Origin of the sequence: Desulfothermobacter acidiphilus (assembly GCF_052073645.1) — a bacterium.
GTDB lineage: Bacteria > Bacillota > Desulfotomaculia > Desulfotomaculales > Ammonificaceae > Desulfothermobacter > Desulfothermobacter acidiphilus.
The window spans coordinates 1,474,666-1,501,194 of record NZ_CM125440.1; the positions used below are offsets into that span (position 1 = coordinate 1,474,666).

The following is a 26,529-nucleotide window of genomic DNA, read 5'->3' on the forward strand; positions in this document are numbered from 1 at the left end:
ACTCCACCTCCAGCGAGCTTAGAAAGGACGTCGGCAGCGGTGAGAACCCAACAGGAACTCGCGTAACTCAGCGGGTACCACCGCGGCCACCAGACGCTCCACCTCCAACTGCTGCAAGCGCACCTCACGGTCGGCCAGGTCAATAGGGCAGGGAATGCCTCGGCCGTCAGCCGGAGTCAAGGCCCGCAAATGAGCCAGTAGCAGCGGCACTTCTTCCGCTTGCTCTGGCAAAAAGTTAAAAGCCACCGGTTGCGGATGAGCGGCAAAGCGGGCAAAAGCCCGCACCAACGAAACCCGCCCCCGTTTATCCTTCTCCGGCAAAATAAGCGCTTCCCCCACCCCCAGACAACCGTAGAGAATCTCCCGGTCGTGGGGTGGCGGCCCCAACCAGAGGTCGGACACCACCTCAGCCAAACGGCGACTGGCCACTTCCTCGATCACTCCTACCAGGAAGGTACCCTGGTCCAGCGCTTTCTGGCGCAGCCGCTGAAAAAGATTCTCTGCCCGCTCGCGAAAGGGCACGAATCCCCCGTCCAGCAACAGTAGCTTCACCCGGGAAGCGGCCAGCGCCTGCAAGGCCACTTCAAGCTCCAGGGAGGTCATCAATTCCCGGACCTTTTGCTCGCTGGCATTAACCAGCGAGTCCTCCTGCTCCGATCCCCCAGCGAACTCCGGCTCCCAAAGCGGGGAGAATACCTCGTACGCCGACACAGGCGAGGAAAAGGGAGGGAGGGCGAAGGCCGCCGCTCGCAGGAGAGTTAGAGTGTAGGGGTGACGAGAACCCACCGTGCCCAGCGAGCCGTCCACCGCTACCAACTGCTCGGCAAGCAGCTTCGGCTCCACCCGGTATAAGCAGCCCACCTGCGCCAGGCGGCGGCGCAAGACTTCTGTTTCGGGGCGCTGGTCCCACCGGCGCCTTTGCAAACTGACGAAGGCACGCAGCCTCTCTACTGCCCGCGAATCGCTTACCTGCACTCAGCTTACTCCCCTTTGGAAGCGAATAGCTGCCGGGTCATGGCCACGATCCAGGACCAATGCAAGTAGATATGGACAAGAACCAGGGCGATGAGGACCAGGGCCAGGTAACGATGGATGTCGGTCCAGGTGTGACGGGTCAAGGAGAGGAAAACCTGCTCCTGCCCCCAGTGCCGACCGCCGAACCCAGGACCCCCAAACCCCCCCTCCTCCACCCCCTATGCCGCTGGGAAAAGCCAACCACCGGACAAAACCGGTGAAGGCCATGCCCAGGCCAACGATAAAGAGGCAAAAGTCCACCAGGTAATTGAGTTTAGGCCGTGTCAAAATACCCCCCCTTAATGGTCGCTAGCCTCCATGCCTTAATAGTAACATATTCCTCCCAGCAAGACTAAGGCCGGGAAAATGCTTCCCCGGCCTTAAGTTAGCGCTAGATGAACCGAATTTGAACTACAGAAGGCGGCGGGCCGTCACCAAGTGGTTGGACCAGTAGGACTCGTAGATAGAATTGTAGCGGACGCAACCCCGGCTAGAGCTGGCGTGAATGAAGCGGCCGTTCCCTAAGTAGATACCCACGTGGTCGATGCCGTCGCCTTCAGTGTTGAAGAAGAGGAGGTCGCCAGGCTGTAACGCATCTGGCGAAACCGGCGTGCCGTAGTAGCTCTGCAGATCGGCCCGGTGAGGCAGGTCGATGCCGAAGCAGCCGAAAACATGCTTGACAAAACCGGAACAATCGAAGCCCGTGTCTGGGCTCTCTCCAGCCCAGCGGTAGGGAGTACCCAGTAGAGAGGTCGCGTAATTTAGCAAGCGCTCGATCACCGTGCGCCCGCCCCCGCGGGAAGGCACCGGAGCCGGTCCCCCCTCACTCCCCGGAACCCTAAGAGTCTGGCCGGCGTAAATGGTGGTGGAAGTCAGACCGTTGAGTTCCATCAGCGTCTGCCAGGTGATGCCGAAACGCTGGGCGATGTCCCAAAGGCAATCTCCCGGCTGCACCACGTAAGTGGAAGTTCCCCCTCCCCGCGAAGGCAGGATCGCGGGAGCAGGAGCCCAACCGGCGTCACCTCCAGGGATCATGAGTTGCTGCCCCGGATAGATGGTGGTGCAAGTCAAGCCGTTAAGCTTCACCAACGTCTGCCAGGTGGTGCCGTAACGCTGGGCGATGTCCCAAAGGCAATCTCCCGGCTGCACCACGTAAGTCGCGGCTAATGCTACCCCTCCCCCAACCACCAAGAATAGGGCTAGGGCCACCGACAGAATTAGAGCCCTTACGCCCGTAGGCAAGAATCTCAGCCCCCTTTCTTATCTTTTCTCCCCTTTCTTCTTTGAACGGAGGCTGGTCTCCTTGTGGATAACTGTTTCTTTGGAAAAGTTAAGTGTAAAGAAAAATAAAAAGCGCGAAGCAGCTAATAGCTTCGCACTAGTCTTTTTCCCCCCGAGGGGACTTACTTCGCCATTTTTGCGCTAATTCCAGGAGCTCGTTCCGAACATTGTCCACGCGTCCGCTTTGCACTGCCCGCAGTAGCTCCTTCTGCGCCCTGCCCACCTGCGGCCCCTCGCCCAGCAATTCCTTCAACTCCCTTCCGCTGAGAGCCAGGTCGGAAGGATAGAAAGGAACGCGAGCCCAAACCTCCTCCACCAGGCGGCGGAGCCGCTCAAGTTCCTGCAGCCCCTCGGTCTCGGCCACCTTTCCCCCCTTCAAGTCGGCCCGGCGCAGTGCCCAGAGCTCCTCCAGCACCTCCCGCAACTCCTCCTGGTGACGAAACTCACCGGCCAAACGCCCTAGCCAGCGCACCACCTTTTTCTCCCGGAGCTCGGGCCACGACATGTGGTACCGGATGAGAAAGACAGCCCTGCGGGCGACGGAAGGGCGAACCCGCAGGCGCCGCATGATCTTGGCTGCTATCTGGGCCGAGTAAATCTCGTGCCGGTGATCGCAGATCTCTCCTCGCCGGTTGAGCTTCCTTATGCCCGGCAATCCTTTGGCCAGGTCGTGCAGCAGCACCGCCCAGCGCAAAGTGATGCTGGGAGGACTGGCGCGCAAAGCTTTCATGGTATGGGTCCAAACATCGTAGCGGTGATAGCGCGGATTCTGCTCCACCCCGTACAAGCGAGCCAGCTCAGGCAATATGGGCACTCTTTCCCTACCCAACTTATTCCTCTTGCTGCAAAAAGAAAGCAGCAATCCCGCCTCCCGCAGCAACTCCATCCCCCAGTCGGGATGAGGGGAGAGCAGCAAGCGCTCCAATTCATCTCGCACTCGCTCCACCGATAGCAGCAGCACTCGCTCCTTGACCTGGGAAAGAGCGGCCTGGGTCAGCGGCTCCAGCTGGTAACCGAGCTGAGCAGCAAAGCGACAGGCGCGAAAGGCCCGCAAAGCGTCCTCCTGGAAGCGCTTTAAAGGATCACCCACGGCCCGGATTAGCCCTCGGCGTAAATCCTCCTGCCCCCCAAAAGGGTCGAAGAGACGGCCGCGGAGATCCATGGCCATGGCGTTGATGGTGAAGTCGCGCCGCGCCAAGTCCTCCTCCAAGCGGCTTAAAAACTCCACCTGCTCCGGGCGGTGCGGGTCCTCCCCGTAAATTTCGCTGCGGAAAGTGGCCACCTCCACCACCACCCCGTCCACCAGCACCCCTACCACACCGAAGCTGGCTCCGTAGGTCACCGCCTTTAGCCCCTTCTGCCAGATCACCTCCAGCACCTCCTGGGGACGGGCATTAGTGGTGACATCCAGATCCACCGGAACTCGCTGCAGCAGGCGATCGCGTACCGCTCCCCCCACCACGTAAGCCTCGTAACCGGCTTCTTCTAAAACTTGAAGCACCGTGGTCACCGCCACCGGCCAGTTCACCGGTTTTTCCTGAGCCTCTTTTTCAATCGACACCTTTAACCACCGCCATAGGACTCAGGCGCGCCACCCGCACCACCAGCCCCGGATCTACTAGAGTCTGTATCACCTGCTCGATATCCTTGTAGGCCGTGGGAGACTCGTCTAGCAAATCCCGGTAGGAACTAACATTGAAGACCACGTCCCCCATTGCTCGCTCAAACTCTTCCTTAGTGACCTTCTTGGACGCCGCCGAGCGGGAAAGTACCCTCCCCGCACCATGATTGACCGAGAAAAAGGTTTCCGCCGCCCGCTCGGTACCCACCAGCACGTAAGAGGAGGTCCCCATGCTCCCCGGGATCAGCGCCGGATGTCCGGTATCCCGGTAAGCCGGGGGATTGGCCGGGTGACCAGCGCAGAGAGCTCGCGTGGCTCCCTTGCGGTGCACCAGCAGGCGCCTTCCCCTGTGCTCTTCCCACTTGGCGATATTATGCGCCACATCGTAAACCGGGCGAAACCCCATATCTTCCGGGGTCTTCTCCAGCACGTCAGAAAGGGCTCGAGCCACATCGGTCATAATGATTTGACGGTTGGAAAAAGCGTAGTTTACCGCACAAGCCATGGCCTGGTAGTAGGCCTTCCCCTCGGGTGAATCGATAGGAGCACAGGCCAGCCCCCGGCTGGGGAGCTCAATGCCGTAACGCTTAGCCGCCGCTGCCAGCTTGCCGGTGTAGTCGGTGCAGATCTGATGCCCGAAACCCCGACTGCCAGTGTGGATCATTATCGTTAACTGCCCCTCAAAAAGACCGAAAGCCCGAGCCAACCCCTCATCCAAGATCTCCGTCACTCGCTGCAACTCGATGAAGTGGTTGCCGCCCCCCAGAGTTCCCAGCTGCACCTCCCCGCGCTCGCAAGCCCGGCGGGAACAGGCTCGGACATCAGCCCCGGCCAGACATCCCCTTTCCTCGATATAGTCCTCGTCTCCCGGCTGGCCGAAACCCGCTTCGATCACCGCAGCCACTCCCCGGTGCACCACTTCCTCGAAAATGCGCCTGGTAATACCGTGGTGTTTACCCTTTTTGCCAATGCCGGTAGGCACGTAATGCTCGATCCGATCGATTATTCGCCGCAAAAGCCCCCTGGTAAACTGCCGGGCTTCAAGATCGGTCCTTAGGAGTCGAACCCCACAGTTAATGTCCATCCCCACTGCTCCCGCCGAAATCACGCCGTCAGGGGCCATGGCCATCACTCCCCCGATAGGGAGACCGAACCCCTCGTGAATATCCGGCAACCCGATCACCGGCTCCACCACCCCCGGCAGAGAAGCCGCGTTCATCAGTTGCTCCAGGGACTTATCTTCTCCTAGCAAGCGACGCAGAGGCTCGTTCACGTAAATCACGGCGTCCACTCGCATTTTCCCCCGCCGGGGGATACGGTACCGGTTAAGCCCGTCCCGCACCAACTCCACCGCCAACCACCTCCTCAGTTCTCCATCAAAGTGCTTATAGATAAATCCGGGGCACCCGCGCGCTGACGGCGCACACTACCTCGTAATTAACGGTGCCAATTTTGGCCGCCAGCTCTTCCACCGGCATCCGGTGCTCGCCCTGCCCACCAAAGAGCACCACTTCTTCACCCGGAGCCGCTTCCCCTAGTTCGGTGGCGTCCACGATCAGCTGATCCATACATACCCTACCCACCACAGGTAGACGCCGCCCGCGCAGCAAAACCTCACCCTTATTGCTCAGCAGGCGGCTATAGCCGTCGCCGTACCCCGCCGCCACCGTTAGCAGCAGAGAAGGCCGGGAAGTGCGGTAGGTCCAGCCGTAACTCACCGGGAAAGCGGCCGGAACCCGTTTAACTTGCACCACCCGAGCTTTGAGGGTCATGGCCGGGCAAAGCTTCACCGGGGCCGCAGGAAAGGGCTCCAAACCATACAGCATGATCCCGGGCCGCACCAGAGACCACCGCGCCTCGGGGAAACGGATCAGGGCGGCGCTGTTGGCCGCGTGGAGAAGAGGGAATTCCATCCCCCCTTTGCCCAGCGCCTCTATTAGCATTATAAACTTTTCCAGCTGCCAGCAGGTGGGTTCCCGGTCAGGAAGATCGGCGCAGGCCAGATGAGTGTATATACCTTCGGCTTCCACCCGAGGTAAAGCCGCCAGCTGGAAAAGGGCCTTCTCTCCCGCCTTTGTTACCGGGAAGCCCAAGCGCCCCATGCCGGTGTCGATCTTAAAGTGCACCTTTAACTTTTTCCTTTCGCGTTGAGCCACTCCGGCCCATTCCTGGAGGAGTTCCTCGCTGTAGGCGGTGAGGGTCACATCCTCGGCCAGAAGCGCCGCGCACTCAGCCGGATGCACGTACCCCAAAACCAAAATAGGGTGGTCCACTCCCTCGCGCCGGAGCTCCAGCGCCTCTTGCCCCCGAGCCACGCCTAGCCAGTCCACCCCCGCCGCGGTCAAAATTCTGGCCACCGGCACCAGCCCGTGGCCATACGCGTTGGCTTTGACTATTCCCATTACCTTGACCGCTGGCCCTACTAACTCCCTCACCACCCGCAAGTTATGCCGCAGGGCTTCCCGGCTCACCTCAGCCCAGACGGGACAATCCATGTGCTTTTGACGCCTCCTCTGACGCAATAGTATGCTGCCAGGCCCGGGGTAGGTTCTCCACCAAATCGCCAGCCACCGTTCCCACCCCGCCCTTATTCTCAGCCGCCAAGTCCCCAGCCAGACCGTGGAGGAAAACGCCCGCCGCCGCTGCCCTAAAGGGTTCCATCCCCTGCGCCCACAAAGCAGCGATCACCCCAGTCAGCACATCGCCCGTTCCGCCCGTGGCCATCCCCGGATTTCCCGTGCTATTGATCCCCGTATCTCCCCCGGGAGCAGCCACCACCGTCCGCGCCCCTTTGAGCACCACCACTGCCCCCCAGTCTTTCGCAGCCTTCTCCGCTACCTCCACACGCCGAAAAGCTAATCCTCCCGCCTCAGTTCCCAAAAGACGGGCCATTTCCCCCGGATGGGGTGTGAGAATTAAAGGTGCCGATCGTCGCGCCAGCAGGTGCGCCTCGCCAGCGAAGGCGTTGATGCCGTCGGCGTCCAACACCAATGGCAATTGGAGTTCCGCTACTATTCGACGTACCAGCCCAACCGTCTCGGGGTGCCGGCCCAAACCCGGCCCCAGGGCGCAAACGGTAAAGCGGCTCAGCCAGGGTTGCAGCGCCTCCCAGGCTCCTGCCGAAAGCTGCCCCTCCTTCGTTTCCGGCAACCCCAGAGTCATGGCTTCGGTTAGCTTGGTAGCTACCACTTCCTGGCAACTGCGGGGGACGGCCAAGGTGACGAGCCCCGCTCCAGAGCGCAGAGCAGCGGCGGCGGTGAGCGAGGCAGCCCCTATCATCCCCCGGCTACCCGCCACCACCAGCACATGACCGAAATCTCCTTTATGCGCCACTGGCGAACGGCGCGGCAACCAGGAGGCCACCAGCGAGGGAAGAAGATAAAGACGCCCCGGACCCTTGGCAGCCAGCAAGGGACGGGGCAGGCTGATGTCGGCCACCAGGAGCTCCCCCGTATAGCTGGCACCGGGCTCCAGCACCAGGCCCAACTTGGGAAGGCCGAAAGTCACGGTCAGCTGCGCTTTCACCGCCGTCTCCTCCACCCGCCCCGTATCGGCCTCTACCCCGGAAGGAATGTCTACCGCCACCACCGGGCAGCCGGAAGAGTTCAGCACCTCCACCACCGTACGGAGCTCGGGAGGCAGCTGACCCCGGAATCCAGTGCCATAGAGAGCATCTATCACCACCCCAGCCTGGAAGAGGGCCAGCTTGAAAGCCTGTAACCCGCTGGGGGTCAGCAAAGGATAAAACTCCTGGCCTAGACGGGTCCAGATGGTAGCGTTGACCCCGGCCTCCCCCTGCAGCTTATCGGGCTCGGAGGCCAGGAAGACCTTGACCTGAGCTCCTTGCTGCCAGAGGTGCCGAGCTGCCACCAACCCATCGCCCCCGTTGTTCCCCCGGCCGCACAACACCACCACTTTTTTTCTCGACGCCCCTCCCCAGCGGGAGGCCACCTGCTGAGCCACCCAACGGCCGGCGTTTTCCATCAGCACCACGCCGGGAATACCGTATTCTTCTATGGCTCGCCGATCTATCTCCCGCATCTCAGCTGCGGTAACCAGGCGCAAGCTCTTACCCCCCTTCCACGCAGGCCAGCGCCACGGCGTATTCGCGCTCATGCGCTATACTCAACCAGAAGCGATCCACCCCGAGCTCCTCCGCCCGCAGCCGGGCGCGCCCGTGAACCTCAACCACCGGCCGGCCCTGAGCATCGGCCAGGATCTCCACTTCGCGCCAGCTTACCCCTTGCCGCCCGGTGCCCAGGGCTTTGAGCACCGCCTCCTTGGCCGCAAAGCGCCCGCACCAGAAGAGCAAAGCCTCGCCGCGCTTTTTCCCCAAGGCCAGCTCCGCCGGAGTGAAAACGCGCTGCAAAAAACGCTCACCCCAGCGGCCCAGCGCCTCTTCTACCCGCGCCACCGCCACTATATCCGTTCCCACGCCCAGTATCATCGTTAAAAGCCTAGAATACGGCGGAGTTTCTTAGCCTGAGCTCGGGAAAGGGGAACCTCGCTTTTCTCCTTATCGTCCACCACCAGAGAATAGGTACCGTTGAAGTAGGGGATAATCTCCTTCACCTTGTGCAGATTGACAATAAAACAGCGATGGGTTCGAAAGAAAAGGTTGGCGTTGAGACGAGCTTCCAGCTCTTTCAGGGTAAAGCGGGTCAACAGCTTATCGGCGTAGGTTTTGAGATACACTGCGTCCCCCTCGGTGAAAGCGAAAACAATATCCCCCTCCGCCACCAGCACCGTCTTGCCGTTTTTCTCCGCCGGGATGCGGTCGATGCGAGCCACTGATTGCTCCGCACGGGGCTCGGCCGTGGCCGCCACTTCCCCGTTACTACCCTGCATAAGCCGCAAAACCTTGGCCACCGCCCGGCGTAACCTCTTCTCGTCGATAGGTTTGAGGATGTAATCCACAGCGCTGACATCGAAAGCCTTAACGGCGTACTCATCGTAAGCGGTGACGTAGATCACATAGGGGGGACGTGGCAACTCCTGAATTACGGAACCTAGTTCCAGCCCATTCATGCCAGGCATAGCAATGTCCAGAAAGAGCACCGAATAGTCCAGAGCCTTTATGAGCATAAGCGCCTCCTGGGCGTTAGTCGCTTCCCCCACCACTTCCACATCGTCGATGCGCGACAGGGCGTACCGGAGTTCTTGACGCGCCGGATACTCATCATCAACGATCAAAGCCCTGAGCTTCAACCTCGCTTCCCTCCTCTTCCTTGATTTCTGGCAAAAGAGGCAGGCGGAACCGCACCATCGTGCCTTTGCCCACCTCGCTCCTAATCTCCAGCCCGTAATCTTTACCGAAAAGCCCCCGCAGCCGCTCGTGGACATTGTAAAGGCCCACACCGCTGCCTGAATCCGAGCCAGGCGTCAGAATCCGGGACAAAAGCTCGGCGGGAATGCCCACACCATCATCGGCCACCTCCACCCGCATCTCTTCTCCCTGCCTCCTGACCACAATCCGCACTGTCCCCGGCCCCATCTTGGGCGTAATCCCGTGTTTAATAGCGTTCTCTACCAAAGGCTGGAGGGTGAGCACAGGGATCAAGTAATCGTAAAGACTCTTGTCGATGCTCCGGACGAAGCGCAGCTTCTGACCAAAACGGGCTTTCTCCAGCACCAGATAGGTATTGACGCACTCCATTTCCTCACGCAACGAGGAGAAATGACCGGTGGACTTCAGCGCATGGCGGAAAAAGGAAGCCAGCCTTATAAGCAAGCGCCTGGCCCGATCGGGATTAGTCCGACTGAACATAATGATCGTGTTCAGAGTGTTAAAGAGAAAATGAGGATTGATCTGCGCCCGCAAAGCATCAAGCTGAGCTCGGGTGACCAGCTGAGCCTGGCGGTCTAGTTCGGCCAGCTCCATCTGTATGCCCAGAATTTGGGCGATCCCCACCGCCAGATTAACCAAAGCCCGAGGTAGATTGCCTTCCTCGGTCCGGTAGAGCTTCACCGTACCCACCACCTCCCCCCGACACTTGAGGGGAACGATAACCGCTGCCCCCAGAGGGCAGATGCAATCCTTTACCGGGCACTCGAAATCGGCTTTGCGCTCTACCACCTTGATTTCCCCGGTTTCGATCACCCGCTTGGTAGCGTGGGTGACGATCCCGCCACCGGGAGGATGCCGGTCGCATCCCGGGCCCAGAAAGGCCAGGATATGCTCCCGATCGGTGATGGCCACCGCCGGCACATCCCCTATTCGTTGAATAATTTCCGCAATCTTGGTAGCCGTTTCCTGGTTAAGACCGCGGCGCAGATAAGGCAGAGTTTCATTGGCAATCTTGAAAGTGGGATCGAGCGCCTGCTGGTCCAGCACTCGCTGCGCTGGCGAGCGCGCCTTCGTGCCCCGCCTGCGCAGGGCCAAACAAACAACCCCGTTGCCCAAGGCTAGGAAAAGTGCCGCTCGCCAGAACTGGGGCCATACCAATGTGGCTGCCACCAGCAATAAGAACTCCGCCACCAAGAGTTCTAGCCACCAGACCCCTCGGTTTCTTTCCACCGGCACCTGCATAAGCAACACCTGCTATTCAGCGGGATTGAAATTTATTGTAGCATAAAGGTTAAAGGGAAAAAAGTTGCCTCGGAGGAAGTATTATAATTGAGTTAAACCAACCGCGAACGGTGGAGGAAGTCCGTTGACCGAGCACCTGCTGAGAGTGAAAAATCTCCGCTGCGCCGCTTGCGCCGCCAATTTGGAGCGGAAGCTCCGCGCCTTACCGGGAGTAGAAGAAGCTGCGGTAAACCCGGTCTCCGGTCGACTTCGCCTCCAATTGCACCAGCCGGCCACTTTGGAGCAGGTGACCGAGTTCATCCGCAGCTCCGGCTTCGACGTGGAAGCCGTAGAGCCGGGAAGGGAAGGCGCTGCCAAGGAAAAACGCTCTTCCCGCCTGCTCTTGCCCTTCACCGCGGCTCTAGTCCTCACTCTACCTCTGATCTACCGGAACCTGGCTCTCTGGCTTAACTGGACCCTTCCAGCTCCGCTCAGCGGCTGCTCGCTACCTTTGCTTTTGGCCACTGCCATCCAATTCGGCCCTGGAATGATCTTTTACCAAGGAGCCTGGCACGCCCTCAAAAACCGAACCGCCACCATGGACACCCTGGTGGCCATAGGGACCAGCGCCGCTTATTTAACCCAGCTCTTCTCGTACTCTAGCGCCCTCCCTTCCTACCACGAACCGGCAGGGCTAATTATTACCGTCATCCTGCTAGGGCGCTATCTGGAAGAGAGAGCCCAGCGCCGCACTGGACTAGCCCTGCAAGAGCTTTTTTCTCTCAAGCCGGAGCGAGCTCGGGTGCTGCGGAAGGGCGAGCTAGAAGAGGTTCCCGTAGAAACCGTGCAGGTGGGCGAGCTCCTGCTGGTGCGCCCCGGAGAGCGAATTCCAGTGGACGGAGTAATTACCCAGGGAAGCTCCACCGTGGACGAGTCGCTGCTCACCGGGGAAAGCTCGCCGGTGGAGAAGCAGCCGGGTGACTCCGTTGCCGCTGGCACTATCAACCAGCAAGGAGCGTTATACCTGCGCGCCACCAGGGTAGGCCACCAAACCACGCTGGAACGCATCATCCAGCTGGTAAGCGAGGCGCAAGAGCGTAAAGCCCCGGCCCAGCGTCTAGCTGACCTGATCGTGGGGCGCTTTGTGCCCGCGGTGCTGACCATAGCCTTCTTTACTTTGCTCGGCTGGGGACTATTGGGGGGTAATTGGCAGCGGGGCGTGCAGCAGATGATTGCCGTGCTGGTGGCAGCCTGCCCCTGCGCCCTGGGATTGGCTACCCCCACCGCCGTGATGGTGGGCTTGGGGAAAGGGGCCCGGGTAGGAGTGCTGTTTCGCGGAGGAGAGTATCTGGAAAAAGCCGCGCAAATCGATACCGTGGTGTTCGACAAGACCGGCACCTTGACCTATGGAGAGTTGCGGGTAACGGAAATCCGTTTACTCCCCGACTTCGACTTGGAGGAGCTTCAGCCCCTGATCGCCGCTGCCGAAAGCTTCTCCGAGCACCCTATAGGCAAGGCTCTGGCTCATCTGGCTCCGCGCTCCAGCCCTTACCCGGAAGCGCAGGTACAAGCCTTACCCGGCCTGGGATTAGAAGCTCGGGTGGAAGGAAGAGAGCTCTTGCTAGGCAAAGAGGAGCTGCTGCGCGAGAAAGGCATCGACACCGGTCCATTGACCGAGCTGGCGCCAGCAATTGCTTCCCGGGGAGCCACCTTGGTCTTCATCGCCGTGGACCGACAACCGGCTGGGGTGCTTGGCGTGGAAGACGTTGCCCGCCCAGAAGCCAGGCAAACGGTGGAAGAACTGCGCCGAAGGGGCATTCAAACTGTCCTGGCCTCCGGTGACCATCCGGACGCTGTCCGTCGCATAGCCGCTCAGGCCGGCATAAACACCTGGCACGCCGGCCTGCGACCGGAAGACAAGGTCAAAATCGTCGAGGAGTTGCAGCGAAAGGGGCGACGCGTGGCCATGGTGGGAGACGGAATCAACGACGCCCCCGCTCTGGCCGCCGCCGACCTCGGTCTGGCAGTGGACACGGGCACCGATGTGGCCGCCGGAGTGGCGGGAGTCATGCTTTTTCAAGCCAACCTGCGGGGAGTGGAGAGAGCGCTAACCTTGGGGAAAGCCGTGACGCGCAAGATCAAGCAGAATCTTTTCTGGGCCTTGATCTACAACGCTTTGGCGCTCCCGGCCGCCGCTTCGGGTTACCTCTCGCCTTTAGCGGCTGCCACCCTCATGGGGATAAGCTCGGTTTCGGTGGTATCGAGCTCCCTGCTCCTGTACCGGCTCCGGCTGTAGAACTTCTATCCTTTTAGCCGGGCGGGAGGAGCGTAATCGATATGAAACTCCATATCGGGGAAACGCTTGGGCAAAGCCAGAAAGCGGTGCACCATAAACCCTATAGCGATTCGCTCCAGCCAAGAAGAAAGCGGCCAACCCAGGTGGACTACCAAGCGCTTGTCCGGGAACTTATCCCGCAGCGCTTGCAAAACCGCTTCCATCTCTGTCACCACCCCCCACATGCGCGAATAAGGCAGCACGAAGTGAGCCGGACCCCGGCGCCGGGGAGGGCGAAGACGCTGCAGCGATAAAGTGATATAAATTGTTCCGTCGCGTTGCCCAATTCCCTCCCGCGGGCGGGCGAAGCGGATATGGAGGGTTGGGGAAGAAAGCTGCTCCACGTAGGCCAGCACCTCTTGCAGGGTGTTGAAATGAGCTTCGGAGCGAAACTCGGGATCGCGGAGAAAGCGGGCTGCCAGCAGACCCAAGCCAATCATAAAGCAGGAAGCCCCGGCCCAGAGCAGCGTACCGTGCACCTTATGAGCCGCCACGTACAAAAGCGCGGCGCTGAAGACCAGCACCAGAAAAAGGTTTTTAAAAACGCTGGTGCGATAGGCCTTGATGCGGGAAAACCCCTCGGTCACCCTATAGGTGATCAGGGCCAACAGATTTAAAACGAAACTGGCCAGCAAACCGATAGCAAACATATCGGCCACCAGGTTAGCCGAACCGCTGGTAATCAGGATGAGCACGGTGAAAGTGGTGGCCAAAAAAAGGATAATAACGTAATGTACCCCGGCCCGGTTGGTGCGCAAAAGAAAGCTCAGCCCGTAGCGCTCGGCAATCACCGTCAAGAGCTCCGTGCCCCCCCACAAAGGCGGTGTTCATAGCGAAGGCCAAAGCCAAAGCCGCCGCTAACACCATCAAAAGGCCCAGCCACTCGCCGCCCACTTCCAGAGCGTAGGTAGCCACCAGCCCCTCCACGTGCCGGGCCGGGTCGCGCACTAGGGCCAAGGCCAAAATGCCCACTGCTGGTATGAGCAAGCCATTGAGCCCCACCAGGAAAGCATAGGCCTTGCGTATCTCCCGCCAACTCTCCACCAGTTTTTGGGTTTGCAACACCGTCTCTATACCGGAATAAGCCAAGATAGTGGACCCCACCCCCACCACCGCGTAATAAAAAGCCGACCCCAGGTGCGAAGCCGCAAGCTTATGCACCGGTTCGCAAAGCCCGAGGCGAAACTTCTCCCAGGCCGCCGGCGTAAAACTACCCAGGCCCAGCGCTACGCCCCCTATCAACACGCTGCCCAGGAACATGAACACACCGAAGGTGGTCCACACGTTGGCCCTGATGCCGATGATGTTCAGCAACGCCAGGAACCAGACGATGCCGAGCTCCAGGGGAATTTTGAGTTCCGGGAGCAAGGGAACAACCGCGGAAAAGTTCTCCACCGCGCTGATGGAAGAAAGCGCTGCCATATTGACGTAGTCCACCAGAATGGAAGCTACCGCGACCAGCGAAAGTATCCGGCCGAAAACCAGGTAAGTGATGGTGTAAACTCCACCACCTTTTTGCCCTAATCCCTCCAGGATTTCAGCAATTTCGGTCATGCTAAAGGCGTAGAGGGCAATCAAAACCGAAGTGAGGATCAGGAAGAACATGGCCTCGTAGCCCACGTAGCGAAAAGCCTCGCCCGGACCGTAAAAAACCGAGGCCAAAAGATCCATCATGGCTATGGCCGAGATGCCAACAAACCCCACGTAAGTCCGGCCCGCTTTCTGATAAGTCACCCCTTTGCGAGCAGCAAGCGAGATCATCGTGGCCACAAAAATGAGTAAACCGGTGAGAAGGAGGACGAATTTTAAGCCCACCCGTGATTTCCTCCCGGCCAACGTAAAATTCTGTAAAGGGCAATTTGCCACCATTATAAAGATGCATCAAAGAAAGGACAAGATGGAACAGTTGAACGCCTGCAGCAAGCCTTGGCCGCCTTCAAGACTGAGGGAGGAGGAGGGCAAGCCGGGTTAAAAAGCTTGGGCAGGGGAGCAGGGAGCTAAATGGAGCAGCGCCTGCCGCAAGACTTCCTCAAGGTCGTCTAGTGCAACCACCTTAATGTTACTGTACAGCCGGGTGAGAGCCCCCGCATGTTGGGAGTCGATCTCGGTCAGCACCAGAAGCATCTGCTCGGGGAGCAACTTCAAGCGGCGAGAGAGCTGGTCGTATTTATCGATGTGGTTTTGAAATTTGCCCGTCTTTCCTTCGATCCACAAAACTTCTTCCCCTACGGCTACCAAATAATCCATCTCGAAATCGTCACCATCCGGAAGGATCACTTGGAGGCTTCCGTAATACCCCCAGGGAAGGCCCGGAGCAAACCGGGGGACCAATTCATTAAGTTTGAGACGTATATAATGCTCCAGCCACTTACCGGTGAAAAAATTGATTGCCTCCGGCTGCCGGTTAGCAGCAGCGCGTAGAATGCATTTGGGAGACTTTAGATATTTATACTCACTCAGAAAAGCTATCTTGTACAGCTGGTTGCACAATTGGCAGGTGTTATTTATTACTTGTTGCCCTTTGTCGCGCAAGCACATTTCCAAAGAGTGACCCGTGTTCAAAGTAGATTTGAGACGCTCTAGGAACTCCTTCACGTAAGGATATCGCTCTCCCATCAGCCTGGCGATATCATCGATCGCCTTTACGCTGTCCTCGCCAGGCCCCTCCACGCCAATAGTTCTGATCTGGATACCGTGACGGCGCAAAAAATTTTCTATGGGCGCGTGATGGGGCTGCTCCGGCCGGAAAGAGTGGTTAGGCTTCTCCGCCACAGTTGTTTGGTGATTGGCCAGCCCCGCAGCAATCTGTTCCAGCGCTACAGCAATTCGCTTGAGAGCCTCCAGAGTCTCAGATTCCAGGGCTACACTAATCCGGACTGCAATCCCTCTATCGTTCATTAGCAGACCCAAACCTCCTCCCTGATCGCTGCACCGTTAGACCGTTAGAATGATCAAACCAGCCTTTACCGGCCGAAAGAAATGGCCCGTAAACTCCGGACGCGGATCGATTTCCGCGCAAGCCTCAGAAAACCCATGAAGTTCCCTCCTAGTAAGTCTCTCGCCCCTTTATCAATTAATCTTAACACATTGGGTTCCGGGATCTCACCCACCGAAAGATCAGCGCGCGCGTCGAGAATTGGCAGGCAGCAATCCCTGATGGGCTTTGCTAAGCAACCCGCTAGCACGGCTTAGGAACTCGCTTTCTCCATCTGGCAGGAAAAAGCGCATCTGAAAGCGAAATATGTGGCTGGCAACGATTTGGCAGCACATATGGAATGGCCGAATGACGGCCGTGGCGGGCCACTCCGCAGCCGGACTAGGTGAAACCAAAGATCAAGTGCCGGAGGGGTAAAATTGCAGGATGACACCCTGCTGATACTTTCCTGCTCGGAGAAAAAGCTCTCGAACCAAGAAAAGCTGCCCGCCCTCTTTCGCTACGACGGCCCCTTTTACCGGGTCCTGCGGGCTCATCTGCGCGAGCACGGGTGGCCCTCCGGGGTGAAGATAGCAGTCTTGTCCGCTGAGTTCGGCCTCATAGGAGCTCTTACCCCCATAGAGTTTTACGACCGGCGCATGACTCCGGAACGGGCGGAAGAGCTCAAGGGAAACGTTCGCGCAACCATGGAAAAGTGGCTTAGATCGGAGCGTTTCCGCCGCCTGGTCTTCGTGGGGGGCAAGGATTACGCCGATTTGCTCCAGAGTTGGGACTGCCCAGCCGGGGATCTGGTCGTTTCTCCGGGCTTCATCGGCCAGAAGCTAAATTTCCTTTCCTCCTTCTTGCGGAGCTACACCAACGGTACGAAGAGAAGGGAAGAACCCGAACCCCGAGACCGCCCGCTGTACTTTCTGCCCGACTGGGACGACCTTTTAGACCCTCACTTTGACTTCCAGGAGGACGGCTTTTCTGAAAAGCGCCGAGATGTCCATGTAGCCCGCTTCATGAACGAGCGTGGCTTCCCCATTTGCGACGGCATCCTGGTGAGCCTGGCCCACGGGATGAAGGGAAAGGGAGTGTTTCGCCTTTTTAACCCCACGGATACCCGGTCGCTGGCTCCCGCTCCCCTCCGCGCCCACTACGGCTTAGGAGCTGGGCGGTTCCTCTTCGGCGACTGCGGGGCCTTTAGCTACCTGGAAAAAGAAAAACCCCCTTTGCACCCGGCCCAGGCCGCAGTTCTTTACGAGATCTACGGCGTGGATCTGGGGGCCAGTGTGGACCACATACCCGCTCCCTTCCTGCCCGAAGAGGAGAAAGTGCGGCGGATGGAGATCACGCGGGAAAACGCCCGCCTCTTCCTGGAATATCACCGGCAGCTGAAATGCAGCTTCACCCCCGTGGGCGTGATCCAGGGAACTGCCCCCGCTTCTTACGCGCGGCAGCTTTTCGACTACGTGGAAATGGGTTACCGTCACCTGGCCATCGGGGGCTTGGCCTTCCGCCCCAACTCAGAAATTGTTTCTATCGCCCAGGAACTGGCGAAGGCACGGCAAGCCCTCGGACGCAAAGATATATGGCTGCACCTTTTCGGCGTCTCCCGGCCCGAGCTCTTGCCTTGCTTCCAGGAACTCGGCGTCCAGAGTTTCGACAACGCCAGCTACTTTCGCAAGGCTTGGCTCAGGAGCGACCAGAACTACCTAGGAGTAAACGGCGAGTGGTACGCTGCCGTCCGGGTGCCGGTGCTTTCCGACCCGCGCAATTACAAGAAGGTGAAGCGTCACTTCTCTTTGGAAGAAGCGGCGGCAAGGGAAAAAGAGGCGCTGTCCGCGCTCATTCTCTACGGGGAAGGGAAGCTGGAGCTGGAAGAGACTCTGGAAAAGGTTTTAGCTTACGACGAGATGGTAGACCGGGCGGACAAGAAGGGTAAGAACTACGCCGCGAAGTACCGGCGCACCCTGGAGGAAAGGCCCTGGGAAGAATGCCCCTGTCCGGTCTGCCGGGAGTTGGGCATCCACGCGGTGATCTTTAGGGGCACCAACCGCAACAAGCGCCGGGGGGCGCACAACACCTGGATGCTCTACCGGAAGGTGATTGGATCAGGGAGGGGGGAAAGTGATCGACTGGGAAAGCTTTAGCGCCGCCGTCGAGCGAGAGCTCGGCCTCTCCCTGAACGAGGAGCAGGAAGAAGTGGTCCGGCAACCGGCCGGCTCTTTTCTCTGGGTGGCAGCCGGGCCGGGGAGCGGGAAAACCACGGCTCTGGCTCTGCGCTTGTTGAAGCTCATACTGGTGGACGGGGTGAACCCCGCCGGGATTATGGCCACCACCTTCACCCGCAAGGCTGCCAGCGAGCTCCGTTCCCGCGTTTTGGAGTGGGGAATTAAGCTCTACTGCACGCTGCCTCCAGACCGGCATCTCGACCTCAACCAGATGATAATCGGAACTCTGGACAGCATCGCGCAGGAAGTTTTGGGGGATCACCGCCTTCCGGGAGAGCCACCCCCTACGGTGGTGGAGGAGTTTGTGAGCGAGCGCCTGCTCCTCAAAGCGCTGCTAAAAAACCGACTTCACCGCGACCCTTCGCTCGCCGAGTGCCTGGCCCTTCTAACCGACAGCAACCCCAAACACCTCTCCGACCCCAAGAAAAAAGCCGAAATCTTACGGGAGATTAGGGAAAGAATTGCCCACGACCGAGTGGATTTTTCCTTGCTCCGGCATGCCTCCTATTCCGGAATCACTCTTGTGTGCCAGGTGCTGGAGGATTACAGGCAACTTCTGGAGAGCAAGTTTCTCTGCGATTACGCGGCCCTAGAAGAAGAATTCCTCGCCAAACTCACCGAGGGCACCCTCACCCCCTTTCTTGACCGGCTTCGCTGCCTTTTGGTGGACGAGTACCAGGACACCAACTTCCTTCAGGAAGAGATCTATCTACACCTGGCCCGGGCCTGCCGGGAAAAACTAGGGGGACTTACCGTGGTGGGAGATGACGATCAGGCCCTCTTTCGCTTCCGGGGAGCCACAGTGGAGCTCTTTGGACGCCTGGGAAGAAGGCTGAAAGAAGACCTGGGAATCGACGCTTGCACCGCTTACCTTTGCCGCAATTACCGCTCCAGCCGGATAATAGTGGATCTGGTCAACCACTACATCACCATGGAACCCCGTTACCAGGAAGTTAGAATGCCGGGCAAACCCCCCGTTCAGGCCGCCCGGCCCGACGGCACCGACTATCCCGTTCTGGGCCTTTTTCGCCCCAGTCCGGAAGAGCTCGCGTATGATCTGGCCGAATTCATTGCCCGCCTCATCCGAGAAGGTTTTCGCGCGCAAGGAATCTCTCTCCCCCGGGCCACACCGGGAGATATCGTCCTCCTCTGCGACACCCCCAAAGAGTTCAAATACGACGGTAGCCCCCGGCTCCCTCTGCTCTTGCGCCGCCTTCTGGAAGAAAAGGGAATTAAGGTATTTAACCCCCGCGGGCAGCCGCTGCGGGACATTCCCTGCGTGCAACTACTCTGCGGCTTCTTATTAGAATGCTTGGACCCGGGTAGCCAGGTGCAGAGCAGCCTCTTTCTGCAGGAAGCGGAGGACATTTTCGACCGGTGGCGGGCAGAAGCCAGGAACAAACTGGACCGGGGCGCGCCTCCGGAGCTCTGCGCCTTCGTGCGGAGCTGGCAGAAAAGAACTCCCTCCCGACGACTGGAAAGCCCTTCGGTCACAGTTCCCTTAACGGAGCTCATCTACAAGCTGATCACCTGGATACCGGAAATGCAGGACGATGTGGAGGGCCTGGTTTACCTGGAGGCCATAGCCCGCACCGTCAGTCAAAGCGCCCTCATAAGCTCTTTCCAGGGGAATATCATTTTTGAGCCCGGCAGCCTTGAAGGAGAAAGGAGCCGACGCTCGGTGGCCGAAATTCTGGCGGAGATCCTGGCCCCGGTGGCCCTGAACATCGTACGCATAGAAGAAGAGCTCTTGGAAACCCTCCCTTCCGATCGGGTTAACATCATGTCCATTCACCAGGCCAAGGGACTGGAGTTCCCCGTAGTCATAGTGGACGTGGGTTCCGATTTCCGCATAAACCATAAAGCACAGGCTTTTCGCCGCTTTCCCCTGGTGGGCTCCCAGGAGCATATTCTGGAAGACCGGCTGCGGGAGCACTCCCCTCTCCTGGGGAGGCCCGCTCGACCGGCCCGCGACCGGGCTTTTGACGACCTCCGGCGCAAGTTTTTCGTGGCTTACAGCCGAGCGCGGGATTTGCTGGTGCTGGTGGGACGGGAAGGAGTGAAGAAAGGGAAGATACCGCATGTGGCCCTGGGGTGGCACCGAGATAACCACTGGCCCTGGCGAACGGGTATTCCCCACTTGAAAGAAATTTAAGGAGGAGAGAAAGCCATGTTTTCCCGGCGCTCCGAACCTTACATAATTCCCGAATACAGCCTCACCGGTGATTTGCTGGCCTACCTGACCTGCGGGCTCCAGTACCGCTACTACAACCGCGCCGCCCTCCCGCCCTCGCGCCCCGTGCAATTGTGGTTCGGCGAATTTCTGCACTCAGTAATGGAAGAATCATTTCGTATTTGGAGGCAGAATCCAGAAGAACATCCTTTTCCCTGGCCCTGGGAGGAAAAAATACGGCCCATAGAACTGGAAATACATAAGCGGCTGGCCGTGCGCGGTCTCAACCCTCCGCCCCAGCTCTTCTGTCCCTACCCCGCTGGGTACAAGGATCGGGGCTTGTGCCCGGACCCGAAGCACCCACATAAACTTCTGGCCAGCCAGCGCACCGAAGCGGCCATTAACATCTGGGGACCGCACCTCTTTCCCCTTATAACCGAGGCCGAGGTGCGCCTCCGGGGTACCCGCCCCATGCCCCCCCTCGCTCGCCGGGGAAAAGCGCTCCGACTACTACGGCGTGACGGGCATTGCCGACGTCATCGCCTCCGCTACTTTGCGGGGAGCCGGAGAAAGCAATTCAATCCTGCGCTTTCTCGCCGCCGCGATAGGAGAGGCTGGGGAGGAGTTTGAAGTTATTATCGACTATAAAGGGATGCGCCGACCCGGTGTGGATGAATTACAATGGAAGTACCATCGCTGGCAGATTCTTACCTACGCCTGGCTCAGATCCCGGCAGGCGGGAAGCAGGCCAGTTAAAGCAGGGATCATTTTCTACCTGAACGAACTGGTCCCTTCCGGAGAAGATCTGATAAGACTCCGCGAGGAAGTGGAGAAGGGAAATACCGATGTGCTGCCAGAGGGGGAAGACCGGGAAAAGTTGCTGGGCGGACTAGGGAAAAAAAACCCCGATCTCTCGCAAGAATTGAGAATGAGGCGCTCTATAAAAGTGATACCGGTAGATGGAGAAAGTATCGAGGAAAGCCTCCGGGAGTTTGACCGGGTGGTGGCAGAAATCGAGCGTTCGGTCTCCCAGGAAAAAAGCGGTTACCCCATAAAAAGGTGCTGGCAGCCCAATCCGCGCAAAGAAACTTGTGACGTTTGCGACTTCAACACCTTCTGCCCCAGACCCGACCGGGCTTACCATCCCACCGTCCCTTAAAGCTTTTCCGCGCGCTCCCACACCGACCAGGGGCTGAAACGTAAAGCATTTTAAACTTCAGGCGGGGGGAGTTAGAAATGATCCGGTTCTTTGGGCAGCAGCGCTTACCTTCCAGGCCACCCGCACTAGTAAAACCTCCAGATTCCGTTCCCTCAAACCAGTTCAGCACATTTGCATCCGGTGGAGGTATCTTTCCAGGAAAGACCGGAGGGTGGCGAAATCGCGGGCCTGGTACGCTCGATCCCGGAGGGCAGAAGCTCCGGGCAAGCCCCGGGTGTACCAGTCCACCACCATCCTCCCCCGGTTGAGCGCCCGGTCGCCGTGAAGCGCCTGCAATAGTGCCAGGTGCTTTAAACCCTGAGCCACCCGCTCCGCCGGTGAAGGAGGCGGAGGAATCTGGCCGCTGAGATAGAATAGCTGGCAGCGGGAGAAGATCCAGGGGTTGCCCCGCGCCGCCCTACCCACCATAACTCCATCGCAGCCGGTCGAAGCCAGCATCCGCAAGGCATCTTCCGGAGTACGTACATCGCCGTTGCCAATGACGGGAATTTTCACCGCCTCTTTGACCTTCCGTATGGCCTCCCAGTCAGCCCGCCCTCCGAAAAACTCGTGCCGGTAGCGCCCGTGCACGACCAGCGCCCCGGCCCCGGCTTCTTCCAGCAGGCGAGCTATCTCCCAGGCCGTAGGGCTTCCCTCGTCCCAGCCCTTTCGCAGTTTAACGGTGACCGGCACTCGCACCCGCCGTCTCACCGCCTCCACCATAGCCGCCGCCCGGAGCAGTTCGCGCAAGAGAGCTGCTCCTGCACCCGTTTTTACCACCTCTTCCACCGGGCAGCCCATATTGAGATCGACGGCCACCGCCCCAGCCGCTTCCACCACCAGGGCCGCTTCCCCCATCTCTTCCGGATCAGCGCCAAAAAGCTGGGCCACCACTCCCTGCTCACCCAGAAAATCCAGAAACTCCACCCGCGCCCGGGGCGAGCGCGCCAGAGCCGGAGCTGGCAACATCTCGGTCCAGCAAAGGCAGGCCCCTCCCTCCCGCACCACCAGGCGAAAAGCGCGGTCGGTGATCCCGGCCATAGGAGCCAGCACCACGGGGCATCTCGAAGCGAGCAAGAAGAAAAAGTCAGCAGTTGCGCTCATAGATGATCCGCAGCCCTATCAAAGTCAGGTAGGGCTCCACCCGCTCGATGGTGGAGCTGGCAGCAGACACTAGATGGGCTAAACCACCAGTAGCCACCACCAACGTCTTACACCCTAACTCTTGCCACATTCGCTGCACCAGCGCATCCACCAAGCCAGCAAAGCCAAACAACACCCCGGCTTGCATACTTTGCACTGTATTGCGGCCGATGGCCGCTGCCGGCAAGGTCAGGTCCACTCGCGGCAACCGAGCGGCTCGAGCGAAAAGAGCTTCGCAGGCAATGCCGATGCCCGGAGCTATGGCTCCTCCTAGATACTCCCCTTTATTGGAAATCACATCTAGGGTAATGGCGGTGCCAAAATCGACCACAATCAGGGGGCCGCCAAAGAGAGCAAAACCTGCCGCAGCGTTCACCACGCGGTCGGCCCCCACCTCGCGGGGGTTATCCGTCTTTACCGGCACCCCAGTGCGAACTCCGGGAGCAATGAAAAAAGGTTCCCGCCGCAAGTATTTGACCAAGCCCTCTTCAAGTGCCCGGTCAAGGGGAGGCACCACCGAGGACACAACCACACCGGTCAAGGACGATGGATCGATCCCCTCCTCACGCAGCAGCTGGCGCAGCCACAGTCCCAGCTCGTCGGACGTTTGCTCGTGCCGGGTGGCCAACCGCCACGCGGCCCGGAGTTCTTTGTCGGCGAAGATACCCACCGTAAGGTTGGTATTACCCACATCCAAAGCCAGTAGCAAGGTATTTAAGCCTCCCTCAAGGTAACCTCACCGCCTAGCAAGGGGCGAAGCGAACCGTCGTCCAGGCGTAGGAGTAACCTGCCCTCTTCGTCCACCGCTTCAGCCTTCCCCTGCCAGACGCCACCCTCTCCCTCCACCCGAACCCGGCGGCCGAGGTAACAAAAACGATCCTTATAGCGAGGTAACAGGGGAGCAAAGCCCTCCCGGCACCAGCGCGCGTAGAGCTCTTCGAGGCGCTCCAAAACGGCGACCAGCAGGAAGGGGCGGCAGCTTTTACTCCCCCAGCAAAGCTCCAAAGAGGTCGCCAGCTTCTCCAGCTCAGGGGGGAAAGAAGCTAGATTGACGTTGAGGCCGATGCCAGCCACTGCCCAATGCACCCGCTCAGTCTCGGCCGCTGCCTCCACCAATATCCCTCCCAGCTTTTGGCCCCGGCAAAGAAGGTCGTTAGGCCACTTCAGATTCAGGGGAAGACCGGGGAAAAGACACTCCAGCGCTTCCACCACCGCCAGCGCCAGCAATAAGGGAAGGGAAAGCAAGGTATGGGGATGCACTGGGGGGCGTAGCATCAAGGAGCACCAAATTCCACCCGGAGGAGAGTACCAGGAACGACCCCGACGCCCCTTCCCCCCCACTTGCTCCTCCGCCACCACCACTGCCCCCTCCGGGAGATCTGCCGCCTTAGCCTTGAGCACCTCGTTGGTAGAACTCACGAAAGGGTAGTAGAAATACGGGTGCCCCCACTTTCCCCGCAGCAAAGGGAGAACCGCGACCGGCTCCAGCGAGTCCGCCCAACCTTCCAAGCGGTAACCTTGGCGGGAACGCCCTTTAATAGAGAAACCCATCGCCTGAAGCAGTTTGATCTGCTTCCACACCGCTTCCCGAGAGACCCCGAGCTCGGCGGCCAGAGAAGCGCCGGAAACGAAACCATCAGCGGCCTTAAGGCGGAGTAATATCTTCAGACGCGGATCGTTCATGTCACTCCAGATCCAGCGAGAGATCTAAAGCCTTAACCGAATGGGTTAAAGCTCCCATCGAGATGAAATCGACTCCGGTGGCGGCTACTTCCCGCGCGTTTGCCTCAGTAATGCCCCCGGAAGCCTCCAAGAGCGCCCTCCCCGCCACCAGATGCACTGCCTGGCGCATAGCTTCCAGGCTCATATTGTCCAGCATGATAATGTCAGCTCCGGCGGCCAGAGCCTCCTCCACTTCGGCCAGAGTGCTTGCTTCCACCTCGATCTTCAAGGTAGGCGGAGCTCCTTTCCGGGCGCGGCGGATGGCTTCGGCCACACTTCCCACCGCGCGGAGGTGGTTATCCTTAATGAGCACACCGTCGAAAAGGCCGAAGCGGTGGTTGCTCCCCCCACCCACGCGCACAGCGTATTTTTCCATGGATCGCAACCCTGGTGTGGTTTTGCGAGTATCCAGCAAGCGCACCGGATAATCCCGCACCAACTCCGCCACCGCGCGCGTGCGGGTAGCAATGCCCGAAAGGTGACGCAGAAAGTTCAGAGCCACCCTTTCGCCGGTGAGAATTCCCCGCAGCGGTCCGTTCACGCGAGCCACCACCGTTCGGGGCTCCACCCATCCTCCCTCCGGCACCAGCGGTGTGAAGTTCAGGCGCGGCTCCACCACGGCGAAGACCCGGGCGGCTATGGGTAGCCCCGCCACCACGCCCGCCTCTTTACTGATAATTACGCCGCTCCCATCTTGTTCCGGTGGCACCAGGATCTCGGTGGTGAGGTCCCCTGGGCCCACGTCCTCGCGCAAAGCACGAACCACAATCGCTTCCCATTCTCCTCGGTACATTTCTCACACCTGCCGGCGAAAGATTAAGTGCCGCTGCCAGCGGGGAACCGGCTGAGGAAAGTCAGCGCGGTAATGCCCGCCCCGCGACTCGGTCCGCATCCAAGCTGCTTCGGTGACCAGATAAGCCACCTCTAGCATATCCTTGAACTCCATTTCCTCCAACGTGGTGGCCTCGTAGCGGTTGAGCGTATCCCAGCGGGCCAGCTGTCGCAGAGCTCGGGACAAACCCTCGGCGCAGCGCACCGGACCCACCCAGGTCTGCATCAAGTCGCGGAGCTCGCCTTTGAGTCGGGAGTAGTCCACCGGCGGGCCGGGGATAAGTCCTTCTCCCCGGGCCTCCCACCGCGCCGGTTTTTCTCCTACTCCACGCCGCGCGTACTCTACAATCCGTCCTCCAAAAACCAAGCCGTCTAGAAGCGAGTTAGATGCCAAGCGATTGGCCCCATGCACTCCGGGACACGCCACCTCACCGCAAGCGTAGAGGCCGCGCAGAGAAGTCTCGCCGTAAAAGCCCGTTTTCACCCCGCCCATGAAGTAGTGGGCAGCAGGGGCCACGGGGATGCGGTCGCGAGCCAGATCTAGCCCGTAAACCTTGAGCCGCTGGCTTATAGTGGGGAAGCGAGCGTGCACCAATTCCGGGTCGAGATGTTCCAGCGAAAGGTACACTACCTGGCTCCCGGTGCGCTCCAGCTCCTGGAGAATAGCGCGCACCACCACGTCCCGGGGAGCCAGTTCCGCCATGGGATGGTAACGAGGCATAAACCTCTCTCCCTGGGCGTTGAGCAGAATCCCTCCCTCTCCCCGCACCGCCTCCGAAATTAGAAAGCGAGGAAGCCCTTCCAGCAAAAGCACGGTAGGATGGAACTGGACGAATTCCAGGTCCATGACCTCCGCCCCCGCCCGGTAAGCGGCCGCGATGCCGTCGCCGGTAACCACTTCCGGATTAGTGGTGTGCTTATAGATCTGCCCCGCTCCCCCGGTAGCCAAGACCACCACCGGTGCCAGATAAGCCTTAAGCCTGAGCTCCCGCCAATCCAGGGCCAGGACGCCCCAGCAAACCCCCGAAGTGACCAGGAGATCCACCAGAAAATGATTCTCCATCACCGTGATCTTAGGGCTGGAACGCACCGCTTCCGAGAGTACGCGCTGGATCTCAGCTCCGGTCGCGTCTCCCATAGCGTGCAAGATACGCCGGCGCGTATGCGCCCCCTCCCGTGTTAGATCGAGGCGACCGTCGGCCCGGTCGAAGCGCGCTCCCAGACGCATGAGCTCCTCCACCCGCGCCGGTCCTTCGGTCACCAAGATCTCCACCGCCGTGGGATCGCATAGCCCCGCCCCCGCGGAAAGGGTGTCCTCGTAATGGTAAAGAGGGGAATCGTTGGGACCCACCGCCGCCGCGATCCCCCCCTGAGCGTGCTCGGTAGCCGTGTCATCTATGCCTCTCTTGGTCAAGACCAGCACGTCTTCCCAGTAGGCGCTGGCCGCGTGCGCCGTGTACAAACCAGCGATGCCGCTGCCGATCACCAGGAAGCCAACCTCGATCCGGTCCACTTCCTCCAGAGCGAAGTTGACTAAATAACGAGTGGCCAT

22 protein-coding genes are annotated in these 26,529 nt (G+C 59.6%); 5 read left to right on the forward strand and 17 right to left on the reverse strand.

Annotated elements, in window-relative coordinates:
- Nucleotides 1-18 precede the first annotated feature (18 nt).
- The 10 genes from ACTLLP_RS07570 to ACTLLP_RS07615 all read right to left on the reverse strand — a co-directional run bounded on the left by ACTLLP_RS07570 (nucleotide 19) and on the right by ACTLLP_RS07615 (nucleotide 10,445).
- Nucleotides 19-975 carry a DNA double-strand break repair nuclease NurA gene (locus ACTLLP_RS07570; RefSeq protein ID WP_441058532.1) on the reverse strand — a complete coding sequence of 319 codons (957 nt, stop codon included), beginning with the start codon at nucleotides 973-975 and terminating at the stop codon, nucleotides 19-21.
- A gap of 5 nt (nucleotides 976-980) precedes the next feature.
- Nucleotides 981-1,190 carry a DUF4405 domain-containing protein gene (locus tag ACTLLP_RS07575; protein WP_441058534.1) on the reverse strand — a complete coding sequence of 70 codons (210 nt, stop codon included), beginning with the start codon at nucleotides 1,188-1,190 and terminating at the stop codon, nucleotides 981-983.
- Between the two features lie 235 nt (nucleotides 1,191-1,425).
- A complete protein-coding gene (locus ACTLLP_RS07580) occupies nucleotides 1,426-2,256 on the reverse strand; it encodes a C40 family peptidase (RefSeq protein ID WP_441058536.1) in 831 nt (276 codons plus the stop codon).
- Nucleotides 2,257-2,392: 136 nt separating this feature from the next.
- On the reverse strand, nucleotides 2,393-3,856 hold the full coding sequence (locus ACTLLP_RS07585; RefSeq protein ID WP_441058538.1) for a CCA tRNA nucleotidyltransferase: 1,464 nt from the start codon (nucleotides 3,854-3,856) through the stop codon (nucleotides 2,393-2,395).
- Nucleotides 3,846-5,213, reverse strand: coding sequence for an RtcB family protein (locus tag ACTLLP_RS07590; protein ID WP_441061712.1), 1,368 nt, complete (start codon nucleotides 5,211-5,213; stop codon nucleotides 3,846-3,848). The genes ACTLLP_RS07585 and ACTLLP_RS07590 overlap by 11 nt, the downstream gene beginning before the upstream one ends.
- An 88-nt stretch (nucleotides 5,214-5,301) precedes the next feature.
- Nucleotides 5,302-6,411, reverse strand: a complete 1,110-nt coding sequence (gene alr, locus ACTLLP_RS07595; protein ID WP_441058540.1) for an alanine racemase — start codon at nucleotides 6,409-6,411, stop codon at nucleotides 5,302-5,304.
- Nucleotides 6,389-7,981: an NAD(P)H-hydrate dehydratase gene (locus ACTLLP_RS07600; RefSeq protein ID WP_441058542.1), complete on the reverse strand. Its 1,593-nt coding sequence runs from the start codon at nucleotides 7,979-7,981 to the stop codon at nucleotides 6,389-6,391. Before ACTLLP_RS07600 ends, alr begins: the two co-directional genes overlap by 23 nt.
- Nucleotides 7,982-7,985: 4 nt before the next feature.
- A complete protein-coding gene (gene acpS / locus ACTLLP_RS07605; RefSeq protein WP_441058544.1) occupies nucleotides 7,986-8,363 on the reverse strand; it encodes a holo-ACP synthase in 378 nt (125 codons plus the stop codon).
- Nucleotides 8,364-8,365: 2 nt separating this feature from the next.
- Nucleotides 8,366-9,124 (reverse strand): LytR/AlgR family response regulator transcription factor, encoded by a 759-nt coding sequence (locus tag ACTLLP_RS07610; RefSeq protein ID WP_441058546.1) that lies wholly within the window; start codon nucleotides 9,122-9,124, stop codon nucleotides 8,366-8,368.
- Nucleotides 9,099-10,445, reverse strand: a complete 1,347-nt coding sequence (locus ACTLLP_RS07615) for a histidine kinase (RefSeq protein ID WP_441058548.1) — start codon at nucleotides 10,443-10,445, stop codon at nucleotides 9,099-9,101. Before ACTLLP_RS07615 ends, ACTLLP_RS07610 begins: the two co-directional genes overlap by 26 nt.
- 124 nt (nucleotides 10,446-10,569) lie before the next feature.
- Between ACTLLP_RS07615 and ACTLLP_RS07620 the strand changes: the two genes are divergently transcribed.
- Nucleotides 10,570-12,720 carry a heavy metal translocating P-type ATPase gene (locus ACTLLP_RS07620; RefSeq protein WP_441058550.1) on the forward strand — a complete coding sequence of 717 codons (2,151 nt, stop codon included), beginning with the start codon at nucleotides 10,570-10,572 and terminating at the stop codon, nucleotides 12,718-12,720.
- A gap of 702 nt (nucleotides 12,721-13,422) precedes the next feature.
- On the opposite strand, the gene ACTLLP_RS07625 is transcribed toward ACTLLP_RS07620, so the two are convergent.
- Both ACTLLP_RS07625 and ACTLLP_RS07630 read right to left on the reverse strand, forming a co-directional pair.
- Entirely contained in the window at nucleotides 13,423-14,574 is a 1,152-nt protein-coding gene (locus tag ACTLLP_RS07625; RefSeq protein ID WP_441058552.1) for an amino acid permease, read from the reverse strand.
- A 153-nt stretch (nucleotides 14,575-14,727) separates the two neighbouring features.
- Nucleotides 14,728-15,657, reverse strand: a complete 930-nt coding sequence (locus tag ACTLLP_RS07630; RefSeq protein WP_441058554.1) for a hypothetical protein — start codon at nucleotides 15,655-15,657, stop codon at nucleotides 14,728-14,730.
- 456 nt (nucleotides 15,658-16,113) lie between these two features.
- On the opposite strand from ACTLLP_RS07630, the gene dpdA reads away from it, so the two are divergent.
- The 4 genes from dpdA to ACTLLP_RS07650 are packed head-to-tail and all read left to right on the forward strand — an operon-like array spanning nucleotide 16,114 to nucleotide 21,242.
- Nucleotides 16,114-17,829 carry a tRNA-guanine transglycosylase DpdA gene (dpdA, locus tag ACTLLP_RS07635; RefSeq protein ID WP_441058556.1) on the forward strand — a complete coding sequence of 572 codons (1,716 nt, stop codon included), beginning with the start codon at nucleotides 16,114-16,116 and terminating at the stop codon, nucleotides 17,827-17,829.
- Complete coding sequence (locus ACTLLP_RS07640) at nucleotides 17,807-20,065, forward strand: UvrD-helicase domain-containing protein (RefSeq protein WP_441058558.1); 2,259 nt, start codon at nucleotides 17,807-17,809, stop codon at nucleotides 20,063-20,065. The genes dpdA and ACTLLP_RS07640 overlap by 23 nt, the downstream gene beginning before the upstream one ends.
- A 15-nt stretch (nucleotides 20,066-20,080) precedes the next feature.
- Nucleotides 20,081-20,713 (forward strand): hypothetical protein, encoded by a 633-nt coding sequence (locus tag ACTLLP_RS07645; RefSeq protein WP_441058560.1) that lies wholly within the window; start codon nucleotides 20,081-20,083, stop codon nucleotides 20,711-20,713.
- Nucleotides 20,601-21,242, forward strand: coding sequence for a PD-(D/E)XK nuclease family protein (locus ACTLLP_RS07650; protein ID WP_441058562.1), 642 nt, complete (start codon nucleotides 20,601-20,603; stop codon nucleotides 21,240-21,242). The genes ACTLLP_RS07645 and ACTLLP_RS07650 overlap by 113 nt, the downstream gene beginning before the upstream one ends.
- A 162-nt stretch (nucleotides 21,243-21,404) precedes the next feature.
- On the opposite strand, the gene dusB is transcribed toward ACTLLP_RS07650, so the two are convergent.
- From dusB to nadB, 5 genes are read right to left on the reverse strand one after another with little or no spacing between them, the layout of a single operon-like run.
- Nucleotides 21,405-22,385, reverse strand: a complete 981-nt coding sequence (gene dusB / locus ACTLLP_RS07655; protein WP_441058564.1) for a tRNA dihydrouridine synthase DusB — start codon at nucleotides 22,383-22,385, stop codon at nucleotides 21,405-21,407.
- Nucleotides 22,369-23,133 (reverse strand): type III pantothenate kinase, encoded by a 765-nt coding sequence (locus tag ACTLLP_RS07660; protein WP_441058566.1) that lies wholly within the window; start codon nucleotides 23,131-23,133, stop codon nucleotides 22,369-22,371. The genes dusB and ACTLLP_RS07660 overlap by 17 nt, the downstream gene beginning before the upstream one ends.
- A 5-nt stretch (nucleotides 23,134-23,138) precedes the next feature.
- The gene (locus ACTLLP_RS07665) at nucleotides 23,139-24,107 is read right to left on the reverse strand and encodes a biotin--[acetyl-CoA-carboxylase] ligase (protein WP_441058568.1); all 969 of its coding nucleotides are present in this window, start codon (nucleotides 24,105-24,107) and stop codon (nucleotides 23,139-23,141) included.
- Between the two features lies 1 nt (nucleotide 24,108).
- Nucleotides 24,109-24,939: a carboxylating nicotinate-nucleotide diphosphorylase gene (gene nadC, locus ACTLLP_RS07670; protein WP_441058570.1), complete on the reverse strand. Its 831-nt coding sequence runs from the start codon at nucleotides 24,937-24,939 to the stop codon at nucleotides 24,109-24,111.
- 3 nt (nucleotides 24,940-24,942) lie between these two features.
- Nucleotides 24,943-26,529 carry an L-aspartate oxidase gene (gene nadB, locus ACTLLP_RS07675; protein ID WP_441058572.1) on the reverse strand — a complete coding sequence of 529 codons (1,587 nt, stop codon included), beginning with the start codon at nucleotides 26,527-26,529 and terminating at the stop codon, nucleotides 24,943-24,945.